Annotated in this window: 12 protein-coding genes; 6 read left to right on the plus strand and 6 right to left on the minus strand. The window is 45.4% G+C overall.

What is annotated here, in order from left to right:
* Positions 1–65: 65 nt before the first annotated feature.
* Positions 66–854 carry a sulfide/dihydroorotate dehydrogenase-like FAD/NAD-binding protein gene (locus E7745_RS10400; protein ID WP_136408793.1) on the minus strand — a complete coding sequence of 263 codons (789 nt, stop codon included), beginning with the start codon at positions 852–854 and terminating at the stop codon, positions 66–68.
* A 39-nt stretch (positions 855–893) separates the two neighbouring features.
* Complete coding sequence (locus tag E7745_RS10405; protein WP_160631909.1) at positions 894–1,403, minus strand: RHS repeat domain-containing protein; 510 nt, start codon at positions 1,401–1,403, stop codon at positions 894–896.
* 169 nt (positions 1,404–1,572) lie between these two features.
* Here E7745_RS10405 and E7745_RS10410 point away from each other — a divergent pair, with 169 nt between their 5' ends.
* The 5 genes from E7745_RS10410 to E7745_RS10430 all read left to right on the plus strand — a co-directional run bounded on the left by E7745_RS10410 (position 1,573) and on the right by E7745_RS10430 (position 5,619).
* Positions 1,573–2,952 (plus strand): MATE family efflux transporter, encoded by a 1,380-nt coding sequence (locus E7745_RS10410; protein WP_136409192.1) that lies wholly within the window; start codon positions 1,573–1,575, stop codon positions 2,950–2,952.
* A 133-nt stretch (positions 2,953–3,085) separates the two neighbouring features.
* Positions 3,086–3,757 carry a two pore domain potassium channel family protein gene (locus tag E7745_RS10415; RefSeq protein ID WP_123611084.1) on the plus strand — a complete coding sequence of 224 codons (672 nt, stop codon included), beginning with the start codon at positions 3,086–3,088 and terminating at the stop codon, positions 3,755–3,757.
* Between the two features lie 137 nt (positions 3,758–3,894).
* A complete protein-coding gene (locus E7745_RS10420) occupies positions 3,895–4,320 on the plus strand; it encodes a DUF5606 domain-containing protein (protein ID WP_107031451.1) in 426 nt (141 codons plus the stop codon).
* 11 nt (positions 4,321–4,331) lie between these two features.
* Positions 4,332–5,018, plus strand: a complete 687-nt coding sequence (locus E7745_RS10425; protein ID WP_107031450.1) for a hemerythrin domain-containing protein — start codon at positions 4,332–4,334, stop codon at positions 5,016–5,018.
* 1 nt (position 5,019) lies between these two features.
* On the plus strand, positions 5,020–5,619 hold the full coding sequence (locus E7745_RS10430) for a LuxR C-terminal-related transcriptional regulator (RefSeq protein ID WP_136408795.1): 600 nt from the start codon (positions 5,020–5,022) through the stop codon (positions 5,617–5,619).
* An 81-nt stretch (positions 5,620–5,700) separates the two neighbouring features.
* On the opposite strand, the gene folE is transcribed toward E7745_RS10430, so the two are convergent.
* The 3 genes from folE to tpiA form a co-directional block, all read right to left on the minus strand.
* Positions 5,701–6,279: a GTP cyclohydrolase I FolE gene (gene folE / locus E7745_RS10435; RefSeq protein ID WP_107031448.1), complete on the minus strand. Its 579-nt coding sequence runs from the start codon at positions 6,277–6,279 to the stop codon at positions 5,701–5,703.
* A 21-nt stretch (positions 6,280–6,300) separates the two neighbouring features.
* Positions 6,301–6,774, minus strand: a complete 474-nt coding sequence (locus tag E7745_RS10440) for an SPOR domain-containing protein (RefSeq protein WP_107031447.1) — start codon at positions 6,772–6,774, stop codon at positions 6,301–6,303.
* Positions 6,775–6,886: 112 nt separating this feature from the next.
* Positions 6,887–7,642, minus strand: a complete 756-nt coding sequence (gene tpiA, locus E7745_RS10445; RefSeq protein WP_107031446.1) for a triose-phosphate isomerase — start codon at positions 7,640–7,642, stop codon at positions 6,887–6,889.
* 279 nt (positions 7,643–7,921) lie between these two features.
* Here tpiA and E7745_RS10450 point away from each other — a divergent pair, with 279 nt between their 5' ends.
* Positions 7,922–9,151, plus strand: a complete 1,230-nt coding sequence (locus E7745_RS10450; RefSeq protein WP_240740280.1) for an ISAs1 family transposase — start codon at positions 7,922–7,924, stop codon at positions 9,149–9,151.
* Between the two features lie 163 nt (positions 9,152–9,314).
* Here E7745_RS10450 and E7745_RS10455 read toward each other — a convergent pair whose 3' ends face one another.
* Positions 9,315–14,309: a DUF4132 domain-containing protein gene (locus E7745_RS10455; RefSeq protein WP_168182091.1), complete on the minus strand. Its 4,995-nt coding sequence runs from the start codon at positions 14,307–14,309 to the stop codon at positions 9,315–9,317.

Raw genomic sequence — 14,309 nt, forward strand, 5'->3', positions numbered from 1 at the left:
GGATATTGAGGTTAATATAAGAGGCTGGATTATGGTTGTTGCACAGATGAGTCGCTCTGAAAAAATCAGTTATAGGCTCTCAGACGCATCATCATTTCATCGAAGTCGACTTTATGGGCATCGAATTCAGGACCGTCAATGCAGACAAATTTGGTCTTGCCGTCAACAGTCACTCGGCAGGCGCCACACATACCTGTGCCGTCAACCATAATGGTGTTGAGTGAGACCATAGTCGGAATTTCGTATTTGCGGGTAGTCAGGGCAACGAATTTCATCATCACGGCAGGGCCTATTGCTACGACCTGATCAACTTTTTCTCGTGCGATCACGTCTTCAAGGCCGGCGGTTACAAGGCCTTTCTGTCCTTTTGATCCGTCATCTGTCATTATGATAACTTCATCGCTATACTCAGCAACTTCCTTTTCGAGTATTATCAGTTCAGAAGTCCTTGCCGCCAGAATTGACACCACACGATTGCCGGCTTCTTTCATCGCTTTTACAATTGGGAGCAGCGGCGCAACGCCCACTCCGCCTCCGCAGCAAACCACGGTTCCGACCTTCTCTATATGTGTGGCTTGTCCAAGTGGCCCGACAATGTCTGTCAGGCACTCTTTGGGTTCAAGAGCACAGATCTTGCGTGTGCTTTCTCCGACAGCCTGCACAACCAATGTGATTGAGCCTTTCTTGAGATCAGCATCAGCAATTGTAAGAGGAATGCGCTCGCCCCCATTTCCGGTGCGAACAATTACGAAGTGTCCCGGACGGCGGGAACGGGCTATCAGAGGTGCCTCCACTTCAAGTTTGACTACATTTTCGGAAAAATGCTCTTTCTCAATAATTTTGTACGTTGACATAGAGAATATTGTTGGAGTGATTGGTTTATTGATTTAAGGTTATTCCAAATAGATTATATTGCGGCATTGCCGGATGGTCTGATCCATAGACTTTAGTTTCTCAAGGCGTTCTGTCCAGTTGCCGAATCTGTCATGCTTCAGATACGTGTATGTTCTGACCTCTTCGACACCGTTCATATTATAGCATTGTTCCGTCAGATGCCCGCTTGAATCGTAGGCATAAGTCTGGACCCATTGCTCGTCACCTGAAACGGCCTCGACTCTGACAACCCGACCGGATTTATCATAAAACAGCCTCATTTTTATTGTGGTGTATGTGTCTTCGTCATCTTCAGTAGCCTCAATGAGGGTGATTGATGATATTCGCCCGGCTGAATCGCGTTCGCAGTCTACTTCGTCACCATCAATTTCGATAAGAGAACCATCAGAGTCAAAGGTGTACTCGTTTTGCCATTCAAGACCGGCATCATCCATGACGACGCATAGCGAATCAATCGGTCCGGCCAGGCAAAACATAGGGAGATCGTTGGCCTTGCAGATAAGGCTCATAAAAAATAACAATACGAAACTAACAGACTTCATTATGGAGTTTTGATGACCATTCTTATTTTCTTAGAAAACAAAATTAGTATTTATATCTCAATTAAACGCTAAAAAATACTAATTTTTGAATTGCCAGATGAACTTTTTGTAATTTTGTAATAGAAACACTATGAAAATGTCTGGTAACGATGCCTCAAAATTAAGAGAGCTCAGCGAGTCGCCGGCAGGAAGACTGCTGTGGCGGTATAGCCTCCCTGCTGTGGTTGGCATGTTGGTTATGTCTCTTTATAACATAATTGACCGCATATTCATAGGTCAGGGTGTAGGGCCGGAAGCTATCGCGGGACTGGCCATAACATTCCCGGTTATGAATCTGTCAGCCGCCTTGGGGGTCTTGATCGGCGCCGGAGGATCGGCGCGACTGTCAATATTGCTTGGTGCTAAAAATTATGATGATGCAAGACGCACTTTGTGCAGCTCACTCATACTACTGATGGCAATTGTGTGCTGCTATCTGTGTTGTTTCGCCATATTTATTGACGAGATTCTCATTGCGTTTGGAGCAAGTGAAGTTACACTGCCTTATGCCCGTGAGTTCATGCTGTATATTCTGCCTGGAATGTTCATGACCAACTTCGCTTTTACATTCAATAACTTCATGAGGGCATCAGGCTATCCGGTCAAGGCAATGCTGACAATGCTGATCGGTGCAGGTTGCAATCTGGTACTTGCTCCTATCTTCATATTCTATTTGAAACTGGGTATTAAAGGAGCTGCTATCGCAACGGATATCTCCATGATGATCTCAGCCTTCTTTGTCCTGTCTCATTTTTTCTCAAGGAAAAGCACATTGCACTTTTCCGGAAGCCGTGAAATGTATAGGCTGAAGGCTAAAATAGTACTACCGGTGCTATCCATCGGAGCTGCGCCTTCAGTAGTCAATGCCGCAGCTTGTTTTATAAATGTAATTATAAACAAAAGTCTCTATTTTCATGGCGGGGATATGGCGGTAGCTGCTGCGGGTATATTCACATCTTACACTTCGATGATGACAATGGTTGTTGTCGGCATATGCCAGGGAATGCAACCTATAATAGGCTACAATTATGGTGCCGGACGGCTTGATCGCCTGCGCCGGACATTCTGGCTTGCTGTAGGAGTGTCAACCGTCATTGTGACTACCGGTCAGACAATCGGATTGTTGTTTCCGGAATATATCGGTCGGGCATTTTCAAATGACCCGGCTTTGATCAGCGAGACTGCACGCTGCCTGCATATTTCATTGCTGGCGTTTACGGTTGTCGGATTTCAGGTCGTATCCACTACTCTTTTTCAGTCTATAGGCAAAGCAAAATCTTCCATATTCCTTTCTCTAACGAGGCAGGTACTCTTCCTGATACCTCTTCTGCTTGTTCTTCCGCCACGCATGGGGCTCGATGGAGTCTGGACAGCATTCCCGCTGTCAGACCTCGTTGCGACTATGGTGACAGCCGTGATGGTCTACTATCAACTCGCGCAATTCCGAAAATCAGCAGTGGTGAATGCCGGTTGCTGACCGGCAGAGTAGTAGAGGCGAGGCATATGACAAATCAACAAAAACAAACTTTACACCGTTGTATAAATAATAATGTAGAGTCTGTTGTCATATGAATGTTTCAACTGCGGATTTAAAAGTCAGAGACCGGATAATGAAAATGATGCACCTCGGTGTGGTGATACTGTCTTTGTTGCTTATCACTCTCATTACGCTGGATACATTGCGTAATGTCTCCTTTCTTGCCGATACTACCTATCTGAAAGTTCAGTTTTGGTGTTGCCTGTTCTTTATGGCCGATGTGTTTGTAGAGATGCTTTTTTCGGTTAAAAAGCGCAAATATCTGATAAACCATCTGTTCTTTCTGCTTGTTTCGGTGCCTTATCTGAACATATTGCATTATTTTGATATCCCGCTTGACAATCATGCCGAATATCTGCTGAAATTTGTGCCGATGATCCGCGCGGCTTACGTCTTTACAATAGTTACCGGCGCAACCACCTCGTCAAAGTGGGTCAAGAACATGCTTGCCACTTATCTGATAGTGTTGATAGTCGGTGTTTACTTTTGCTCACTCACATTTTTTGTCGCAGAGAATGGCGTCAATCCGGGAGTTACAGACTATTGGTCATCGCTTTTATGGTCGATCATGAGTCTTACAACTGCCGGATGCTCCATTCATGCGATGACGGTGACCGGGAGGGTCCTTGGAGTCGTGCTATCGGCAGTAGGACTTATATTTTTCCCGATTTTCACTGTGTTTCTGACTAACAGTTATACATCTGAACAAGATGCTGGAGGAACTACATCTGATAAGCAAGGGTGAAAATTGGTCATACATTGTGGCTGAATGTGATTCCGGCCGGTTTTACGCTTTATGGTTTTTCGGATAAATTTTGAGACAACCATCAAAATTTGTACCTTTGTCTGCAACTAACTAAATTCATCACTAAAAAAAGAAACATGCTTAAAAATATTCTTTCAATATCCGGTCGTCCCGGATTGTTCCGCTTGTCAAACCGCGGTAAAAACATGCTGATTGTAGAGTCTATTGCCGATGGTAAGCGCACTCCTGCATATGCCCGTGATAAAGTTATTTCATTGGGCGATATCTCAATTTACACCGATGAAGGAGATGTGCCTCTGTGGGAAGTTCTTGAATCTGTTAAAGTAAAAAGCAATGGCGAGCAGGTTGATATCAAGTCTATCGGCAACGATGCTGCCGTGCGTGAATACTTCGCTGGCATTCTTCCGAATTTTGACCGTGAGAAGGTTTACACTTCAGATATCCGCAAGCTTCTGACTTGGTACAATCAGCTGCTTGCAGGCGGTATCACAGAGTTCAAACCGGAAGAAGCTTCGGAAGAAAACGCAGAACCTGAAGCTTAAAAACCAGCGTGATGCTCAGCAAACAATTTGCAGCGAAAGATAGTGTTGTAGATCTTATAGATTATGACTATAATGTCCTCACTGTCCTCAGTCGTTTCTCACTTCCTCTTGGTTTTGGCAACAAAACCATAGAGGAACTCTGTGAGGAATCAGGCATAAACACCGATTCGTTTTTGTTGATAATAAATTTTCTCCTTTCAGGAGAGATTGACGCCGAGGCGCTACACCGGATTTCTCCGGTTGATGTGGTCTATTTTCTTCACAATTCGCATGACTACTATCTTTCATACAAACTGCCTCACATCCGTGCGAATCTCTGCAATGCTCTTGATGATACACATAGTGATATAAATCCTATAATTGTAAAGTTTTTTGATGACTACACAGATCTTGTCAGAAAGCATTTCAGTTATGAGGAGACCGTGGTATTCCCGTATGTAAAGGATATGTGTGAAGGTCGTCAGTCTGATTATAGTATTGATGTGTTCCGCCGTTCACATGACGATGAGGTTGCAGAAAAGCTTGCCGACCTAAAAAATATCATATTGCGCTACTATTCTACTTCCATGCCGTTCAGAATGTATGATGCCTTGGCGGATATATATAACTGTGAGGAAGATCTGAATTCTCATGCCCATATAGAGAATAATATACTGATCCCTCTTATGACACGAATGGAAAACAATCAGAGCCTATAAAATGATGCGCCATATAAACATCGGACTTCTCCTGCCCTCTGCCATACAGGCATCGGGTATGGCAAGCATATTGCGAAAATTTCAGGATGGGAATGTTACTGTCAAGGATATCAGTGCGTTGAATTATCTTGAGGAGATTGCGGCATTTCATCCGTCGGTACTTATTGTTGATCCGGCTGTTACAGGTATTGACTGGAGTGTGCTGAAAAGTGCATCTTCTCATCCGTTAAAACTGATAGCTTTGCTCTGCCAGCAATATCCTCAGGGTTTGTTGAAGTGGTTTGATTATACATTTTCCATCTATGATCCGGCGGATTCCATCATAGATATAATGCGGCGCAATATAGATTCTGAAGATGCCGATGACCGAGGAAAAGATCTTAGTCCTCGTGAAAAGGAGGTTATAGTGGGAATTGTTAAGGGCTTGTCCAATAAAGAAATTGCATCTGAAATGGGGGTTTCAGTCAATACCGTGATGACGCATCGCCGAAATATAGTTGCCAAACTTCACATCCACACTCCGGCAGGTCTTACAATTTATGCTATTGTGTCAAATCTTGTCAAGCTTGACGAGATAAAGGCTGATATGGGAAGGCTCTAACAGTATCGAAACTGATCAGGCAACACAACTAATAAAAAGGGCCTTTATAAGTAGTCTGAGCTGACGGATTTGCCGGCTTGATCAGTGTGAAAGCGCATGAAAAAAGTCATCACGCAAGGTGCTGCTGTCTGAGAAGACACCGGCTGTTTCAATGGTAGTTGTGGTTGAGTCTTGTTTCTCAACTCCACGCATTTTCATGCACAGATGTTCGCCAGAGCACACAACTATTACACCTTTGGCATTTAGTTTTTCCATTATAATATTGCAGATCTGGGCTGTCATGCGTTCCTGGACTTGCAGACGGCGAGCATAGAAGTCGACGAGTCTTGCGAGTTTACTCAGTCCGATAGTTTTGCCGTCAGGAATATATCCGACTGATACTTTTCCGAAAAACGGCAGAATATGATGTTCGCACAGAGAGTAGAACTCGATATCCTTGACGATTACCATCCGAGAGCCTTCATATGAAAAAACGGCATCATTGATAATGACATCAGGGTCTTGTCGATAGCCGCGAGTGGCATAAACCATAGCTTTTGCCGCGCGCATGGGGGTCTTGACTAATCCCTCGCGGGTAGTGTCTTCGCCTAAAAGTTTCAGTATAGCTTCGTAGTGGGATGCGATTTCCCTGATAGTCTCGTCACTAATTTCAGCAGCCATTGTGTTGTTGTGAATGGTTTATTATTCATGTACTGTCACACGGTCGCGCACCACGCGAATTTCTTTGCTGTAGGCAGGAAATGCCCGGCGAAGTTCATCGGCCGCAGCGTTTGCATCCTGCTGGGTGCGAAAATCTCCCACTTTCAGTCGCCAGTAAGGAGATGTGTACATGACATACGTCTGATACTGCGGAAAACGGGATGATATGATGCGTTGTTTGGAGCGTGCCTCATTTTTGGCGGTACGCGCGTTGTTGTCGCTAAACACTTGTACCCGAAATCCGGCCATGCGTCCGTTGACCGGACGCGCGATTTCTTCTTTTGACTCCTCTTCAACACCTTCGACTGGGAGCAATCGTTTCAGAAGCTCTTCCGGTTGATTGATAACGTTTGATGTGCCGCTTGTGATGTGATCTACAATGGTCACAACCTCGGTTTCAGCAATAGCTGCCGGGGCGGTCAGCAATGCGACAAGCGGAAGCAGGATTTTCTTCATGGCTGATAGTGTTGTTTGACGGAGTGATTGGGTTAAGTAGAAATTCCCGCACGGAAAATGATTGAGCCAAGAGTCGTTCAGATCACGTGCGGGAATATATGTTTAAATCTGATCAGAATGCATTTACAATGCCCATAAATGACGCTGCTTCAAGAGCGGCACCACCGATGAGGCCACCATCTACGTCGGGTTTGGCAAAAAGCTGGGCTGCGTTTGAAGGTTTGCAGCTGCCTCCATAGAGTATCGAGGTGTTGTCTGCGACTTCCTTGCCGTACTTGTCAGCGATAGTCTTGCGGATGAACGCATGCATCTCCTGTGCCTGATCGTCAGTTGCGGTTTTTCCGGTTCCGATGGCCCATACAGGCTCGTAAGCGAGAACGATTTTGCCGAATTCTTCAGCGTCAAGGTTGAAGAGGCCTTCCTCGATCTGGGCTTTTACTACTTCGAAGAAGCTACCGTCTTCTCGCTGTTCGAGAACTTCACCGATGCAAAAAATGGGGGTGAGGTTATTGTCAAGGGCGAGACGCACTTTCTCACGGAGAGTTTCAGAAGTTTCGCCGTAGTACTGACGACGTTCCGAGTGGCCGAGGATCACATAGGTAGCGCCTGTCGAGGCAACCATAGGGGCTGAAATTTCACCGGTGTATGCGCCTGATTTGTGGTCTGCGCAGTTTTCAGCTCCAAGACCAAGCTTGTTTTTGTCAATCACATTATTGATTGATGCAAGGTGAGTGAAAGGAACACAGATGACAACATCGCACTTGGGCTCGGCACCGGCGAGAGCCGCATTGACTTCTTCGGCGAGCTTGATTCCTTCGGGCAGCGTGGTGTTCATTTTCCAGTTGCCTGCTACGATATTTTTTCTCATTTTACCTTAATTAAAATTGGGTTGAAAATTCGCTGACAAAATTAACGATTTCCGATGAATAATTCAAACAGAAATCCAACTTATCTTGTTTCGCTGACACGGCTCTTTCATTTAAGATTTCGTCTCATTCTCGACAAATGTGTTATTTTATAGCGAGAGCAGTACGGGTGGAGAGGCTTTAACCTCTGATTTTCAAGAAAATAAGTGCAATGAAAATTTGGCCAAGTGGCAGATTTTTAGTAACTTTATAGGTGATAATCAAAGAGTTACGCCAAAAAAATGAAGCCACTTGACCAAGTCTGTTCGACTGACGCCTATGCGCCTGATCATACCGCAAAAGTACACAATAAATTTGACACAAGGCGCAGTATCATGGAAGAACTTCGAGCGTTTGCCTCATCCGTGCCGGATTTCCGTAGATTGGACAAAGGCAATTTCCGTCACAGCCTCAACGATATCATCATGCTGATGATACTCGGACGTATGGCCGGATGCATCGGACGAGCCGAGATATTGGAGTTCGGCAGATACAACCTCAACAAATTACACAAAATGGGCCTGTTAAGGAACGGCGTACCATCTGAGGCCACGCTTTGCCGTGTGGAGAACGGCATCAACGATATGGATATGGCCGACAGGATGCAGCAGTTCGCAGACATATTCCTTGAAAGACTTACTTGCGCCAGCCGCATCATTGAAATAATCTGCATTGACGGCAAAGCCGAGCGCGGCACCGTTCAGGAAAACGGGCGAAGCCCGGATATCGTCTCTGCCTATTCGTTCAGCACCGGCATAACAATCGCCACCGAAGCCTGTCAGGAAAAGAGCAACGAGATAAAGGCCATACCGATACTTCTTGATAAAATAGATGTCGCAGGAAAGATTGTCACAGCCGACGCAATGTCTATGCAGAAGGATATTGTCGAGAAAATCAGAAAGAAAGGCGGAGACTTTCTGATAGAACTCAAAGCCAACCAGCCGTCATTGCGATACGGCATTGAGGACAGGCTAGTGGAACACACACCGGTATATTCTTACACCGAAGGTCCCGAACTGGCCCACGGCAGGATAGAGACGAGAACCTACCGCGTATATGACGGACTGGACATTATCGCAGACAAGAAGAAATGGGGCGGAAACATGACCATCATAGAGTATGAATCGTCCACAGTCAAAAAGTCAACAGGAGTACACACCTCAGAAAAACGCCTGTACGTCAGCAGTATGCCTACGCATACTCCGAAGCCAGGAATCTTCGTGCGCAACCATTGGTCAATAGAAAGTATGCACTGGGGGCTGGACTACAATCTTCAGCAGGACAATATAAAACGCAAGTCAACAAGAGCCGCCAGAAACCTCGATACCATACAAAGAATAGTTTACTCGGTGTTCTCAATATGGAAAGGACTTCGCAAGAAACAATCAGATAAGAATAAAGGCATAGCCGAACTGATCAGACATATCTCGATGAGCTTTACCAGACTGATTCGATTTTTAAGTCAAAAGTGAAAAAAATAAGATTTTGATACCAGAATAACTCTTTGATATACAGACATGGAAAAATTACCCGATTCTCAATGAACCGGGTAAGGGAAGATATGCTATTTATTTTAGGTTAAATGAAAGAGCCGTGTTTCGCTGAAGTCTTTGGCCGTCAAATGTCGGCTTCATGTCATAGTTGATTAAGGATTGAAGGATCTTTGATGCCGGAGTCATCTGCGAAAAGCAATATTTTGGAAATGATTTCTGCGGTTTTCGGGTCCTCGTCAAGAAATGGAAGAAAGATGCGCCCACGATTTTGAGTATGGACTGGCAGAACGGCAATCTGTGTTCCGCCTTCCTTGTGGATAGTTCCGCTGCCGAGATGAATGTTGTAACAGCCGAGTTGTCCGCTTACCTTTGCAAAGTTGCCGACCAGACTGACATTACTAATGCCGAACATAGGCAATGTATGACTGACAATGGCACGTCGCATTTCAATGGTAGAATGGCTGGTTTCCGGGTCTACGCCTCCTGCATGGGCCACACTCACGGCAAGGTCAACATCACGCATGATTTCAGAGAATGCGATCGGGGAGACTTCTGAAATTTTCTTGTCTTTGAATGTTCTGCGGTCATGAAATTCGACATATTCCAATGTCGGCGATTCGATGTCAGCGGGTGAAAACCAATCGGCCATTGCATATAGCACAGCTGTCACATTGCTGTTAAAGCATATTTTTTGGAGTCCGTAATCATAGTCTACAGTCCACTGTCGCTTTTTAAGTAGAGCTGCAGCGCGAGACGGCATGATCTGATTGCCGGAATAGCGCATAGATCGGCTTGAATCTTTTTCTTCGGTTGTAGGGATATATAGTTCACGGAACACCTGCTTGAACGGCTGCCTCCACTGATGGTCAAAAACAAAAGACTGATATGCGTTCCATTCTTTGCTGGAAAACAGGTCGAAAGGATGGGCGATGCGAAGACGATTGTCTGCGCTTATGGCATTGATTACACCTTCAGCTGAAATGATTGATGCTCCGTCTTCTCCTGGGAAACCGGTCTGCCCGCTGTCCGTTACAAGCACAAGGCGTGAAAACATTTTCCATATTATAGGGTTTTCTTTAAGGCTGCTGATCTCATACCCGGAAAACTCAGCGGATTCGATCATCGCCTGTTCAAGTAAAGCCCGGCCACGGGAGTGTTGCTCTTTCAATAGTTTATACACTTCTTTCAGATGACTTACATAAGTCTCTTTTTTGAGTCTTGAAGGAATATTTTGCAAAATCTTGCCGTTGCTTTCGCAGATTATCTCAGGTTCACCGTCATCAATAAGCAGTCTTAAGCTGACGCCACCGAAATGTTTTGGGACAAGGTATTTTTCGGCATCTTTAATGAGGGTGGCTTCCATGCTCCATGTCAGACGTGTGGAGTCTCCATAACCTGCCGTGCGGGCGAGATTGTCAAGAGCGAGTTTAACTGCACGTCCCTCGCTCTCTTGACGCTGTGCGCCAAACTGCTTGCTGTCTTTCAGGAATTTGTTAAGAAAAATATAGCGTTCTTTGAGGCCGCTATGTCTGTTGCGCCCCAGAGGTATCAAGCCAAGGGATACTACCAGATCTTTATTTCTTTTCTCTGAAATCTCTTCCATAACTTGTTTTGCTTTCAGATTGCCGAGAAGAGCATCAGAGAGTTTCCGAGAACGACTGTGGCGGTTGCCGTCGGCCACATGTTTTGCCGAGGCATATATAAATTCGTAGCGTTTACGTCCCAATGCCTTGTAGATCTCATGAAACCATGCCGGGTCACAAGCTCCATCAGCAAAGTCGCCAGGTTCTACCGCTGAGTATCTTGAGATGCGCGACTTAGCGCGGTCATCCAGAGTGTCAGCTGTATGAGCCATAAAGTAATATGCACCGCTTGAAAGCCCTTTCCAGCCAATGGCTTCTTCGGTGATTTCCAGCCATCGTCGGGAGAACATCGCTGCTTCAGCAAGTTGTTCGTCTGTAATTCCGGCTGCTTTTGCTTTTCGCTTTAGCTCTTGTGGAGTGTCTGAGTCTGCCGGAGTGCAGGCCTGAAGCAAGGAACTCAGTATTTCACGTTTATTTAGATTGGCATAATATCCTTTGGCTACGGGCTTGTCTTTTCCAAGGGCCTGCAAGATCTGCAATAGCCTGTCGATTCCGCTGATGACTCTGATTTCATATGCCAAAGGAGAAACCGGAGTTTCTGAATCACCCCTTTTCAGCTCGATGTCAAGTATACGCTCAATGGCCTTGTTGATCAGTCTGCATTCGTGACCGCTGAGTGGTGTGAGCTGTTGGGCCCAACGTGGCTTTTCGGCTGCCGGCAAGCATTGTGAAAATTCAGCAATCATGCTCTTTCTCATGGCTCCTGACATCATTTCTTTAAGCATGGCTTCATCTGAAATCGCTCCGAGATTCCATGCGCGGAGATATTCCATGACATTGAGCGGGTTTAGGTAGAAGTTGTTGTCGGTTATGCAGGATTTCGTCTTGCATATTAAATCGTAGCGAGCGGCAAAGGACCGCAGAAACAGGTCATCCGGCATGTCGCTGCTTGATTTTTTGCAGATTGCCATTAGTGTGGCTATCGGCTGGACGTTGTAAATGCAGTGGTCTTGTGGCAATTCCCATGTATGGGCTTTATAGCTCCTTATACATTCATCTGCTTTTATGCGAAGTGCGAAATCCGATATGAAATCGGTCGCGATTTCCAAAATGGCCTGCCCGCAACAGTATTCTTCTGCCAAAGCGGATACTATGTCAATTGCCGAATGAAAGTAAGTGGAGTTTTTAACCGGATTCAGGATGTCAGGATCGAAAACTCGGCCTAATATGCGTTTCAATATTGGATAAAAGGGCTTGTCAGAGACGTTGGAGGTGATTGTTGCAAGCCAAAGACGCAAAATATTTTCCGGAGAGCTGATCTCATTATAGTAAAACTCTTTCCAGACTTCGGGCATGGCAAGAGACTCAAGCCCCAGCTTATATGATTTTAGAACGGTATTGCCTAAGCGTGAAATGTTTCCATAACGATCCGTAAATTCGTAATCGGCATGTTTCTCGATCAAATTGATAATAGCCTGAATCAGTTCTACGGCATGGTTATTTCCTTTTTGCAGGATCTTCTTTAAGATATTTTCATCAGATTTGAAGGTCAGCGCTTTTTCCGAACTGAAATCAGCCGGGCATGTTACGGAGACAGAAATTTTGGCATCGCAGGAATATAGACCGAATCCATTTTTCGGTGTGTATATGTTTTCTTTTGAATCGTTTTCGGCAAAAATGGACTCAAGCAGCACCCGTTCTTTGGATGTTGGATTGGCTATGGCCGAAAGTTCGGGTTTAAGTGCGTTTATGGCTTCGGCTTTCTCGCCTTTAGCAATCCAGTTTTTTAGTATGCTGAGCCCGGCCAGTCTGCGGTCTGCTGATTTGTCTGAAAAAAGACGCCTTACAGAGCTGATGGCTTTGTTGTCAGGGAGTGAACCGAGAATTTCTATAATACATGTGCGCATCGGTGCCGCTTTGAGGCGCAGGTGTGATTCCATTGCAAGATAGTCTTCATCTACCAAATCATTCCAGTCATGCAAATTCCTGACTATCCGGCAGGCTTGATCACGAGCATCGCTGCCTTTGTCAGCCATCATGGCAACGGCGAATTCGACTTGGCGCCGCGTCTGACACCTATATAAAAGATATTTGATGTAAAGCCCTCTGTCGTACGGATCCAGCGAACAAACATAATCAAGCGCCTTTTCTGTATAGTCCGGAGAGGATATCAGCAGTGCCAGTCTGCAAATTTTCTGCGCAATCCGGCTTTTTGTAAGGACTCTGCTGACCCAAGGGAACACATATGGGTCAAAGACCTCTTTGTCTTTGACTGAGGTATACAGAGCTGTCAGCAAAGCAAAGTCAGCTTCAGCATCTTCTCTGGAGTCAAAATAAAAGCTGAGGTCTGGGATTCGCATGTCATTTTCATTTGCTCTCAGATAGAGTTGAAAACGTGTGTCCCTCAGATACATGTCAAGAAGTCCTGCTATTACTTTGTGGTCTTGAGATCGGACACGAAGTGCGAGAGATGTCATTTCGTTTATTAATTCGACATCCTGAAGATATCCAATAAACAAAGCAGCTGCTTCTGCAATATGGGCAGGGGAGTGCTCAAGCAACTCTCTGACAGGCAGCTTCACGCTGTCTGTGTCAAAGAATGCCATAGCCCACAGCGCTAAGTAAACAGTCATGGGGTCATCACAGCCAATCGCTTTCGCTGCATTATCACGGTCTGATATAAGATGGGATACGAGCGTGAAGAATTTTTCTGTTATACGTTCTGATGCTTCCTGATCTCCAAATCCCGTTGCCACGGCAAGCCCTCTTTTTATAGCTGAAAACCGCTGAAGATTATTGTCTATTATAATCTTCAGTAGATATATGAAACTTTCCGGTTGACCTTCATCCATAGTCTCTACTATAGCTTGCCGGAGCCCTTCCTGCATACGTGCGGCAAGCAGCAATCTGCCCTCAAGTTCTAACAATTCGTGATTGCCACTTAGAGAGATAGCTCGGAAATGATCAAAATACATGCGATTGGCATTATTTTCCGATATCATGGCTTCGGTCAGATAGTCGATACACTCCCTGTCTCCAATCGAGATTTTTGCTGCAAGCCAGCTGTCAATGTCGATTATGGTGGAAAATTCCTGTTGTTCATCAGGTGTTCGCCCTTTACGTAGGATCTGAGCAGTTGAAAACCCGGTAGCTTTGAGCAATACAAACTGGCGTAGAGCCTGCGCTATTTTGCAAATGTGGAGGCTGATACGAGCGGAACGCAAGGAATGTCGGGTATAGCCTGTGGTATATGGAGCTTTGGCTTCAAGTCTGATATACTCTCCGAAGAGGTCTGTCCACTCTTTACAGGAGGCAGGGCCATCCAAGCTGCTGCCAAACAGATAGTCTATTGCAGGACGTAATCCCCATTCGAGAAACTCCAATGTATTCCAGACCACGCGCTGTTTAAAGTAGCTGTGCAATGCTGTTTCGAAGTGCGACTCATGGCACGTCTGATCGATATCATTGAAAAAATGCCTGAGAAGTTCATGTGCTTCGCCGGATAGATTGCGAGTGTTGTTTAACCCGCTTCTCAATTTTTCAATATAGGACAC

The sequence above is a fragment of the Duncaniella sp. C9 genome (genome assembly GCF_004803935.1).
GTDB classification, from domain to species: Bacteria; Bacteroidota; Bacteroidia; order Bacteroidales; family Muribaculaceae; genus Duncaniella; species Duncaniella muris.

Coding starts and splice junctions, on each gene's coding strand:
- E7745_RS10410 (WP_136409192.1), top strand. CDS start 1,573: ATGTCTGGTAACGATGCCTCAAAATTAAGAGAGCTCAGCGAGTCGCCG.
- E7745_RS10440 (WP_107031447.1), bottom strand. CDS start 6,774: ATGAAGAAAATCCTGCTTCCGCTTGTCGCATTGCTGACCGCCCCGGCA.
- E7745_RS10430 (WP_136408795.1), top strand. CDS start 5,020: ATGATGCGCCATATAAACATCGGACTTCTCCTGCCCTCTGCCATACAG.
- folE (WP_107031448.1), bottom strand. CDS start 6,279: ATGGCTGCTGAAATTAGTGACGAGACTATCAGGGAAATCGCATCCCAC.
- E7745_RS10415 (WP_123611084.1), top strand. CDS start 3,086: ATGAAAATGATGCACCTCGGTGTGGTGATACTGTCTTTGTTGCTTATC.
- E7745_RS10425 (WP_107031450.1), top strand. CDS start 4,332: ATGCTCAGCAAACAATTTGCAGCGAAAGATAGTGTTGTAGATCTTATA.
- E7745_RS10420 (WP_107031451.1), top strand. CDS start 3,895: ATGCTTAAAAATATTCTTTCAATATCCGGTCGTCCCGGATTGTTCCGC.
- E7745_RS10450 (WP_240740280.1), top strand. CDS start 7,922: ATGAAGCCACTTGACCAAGTCTGTTCGACTGACGCCTATGCGCCTGAT.
- E7745_RS10400 (WP_136408793.1), bottom strand. CDS start 854: ATGTCAACGTACAAAATTATTGAGAAAGAGCATTTTTCCGAAAATGTA.
- E7745_RS10405 (WP_160631909.1), bottom strand. CDS start 1,403: ATGAGCCTTATCTGCAAGGCCAACGATCTCCCTATGTTTTGCCTGGCC.
- tpiA (WP_107031446.1), bottom strand. CDS start 7,642: ATGAGAAAAAATATCGTAGCAGGCAACTGGAAAATGAACACCACGCTG.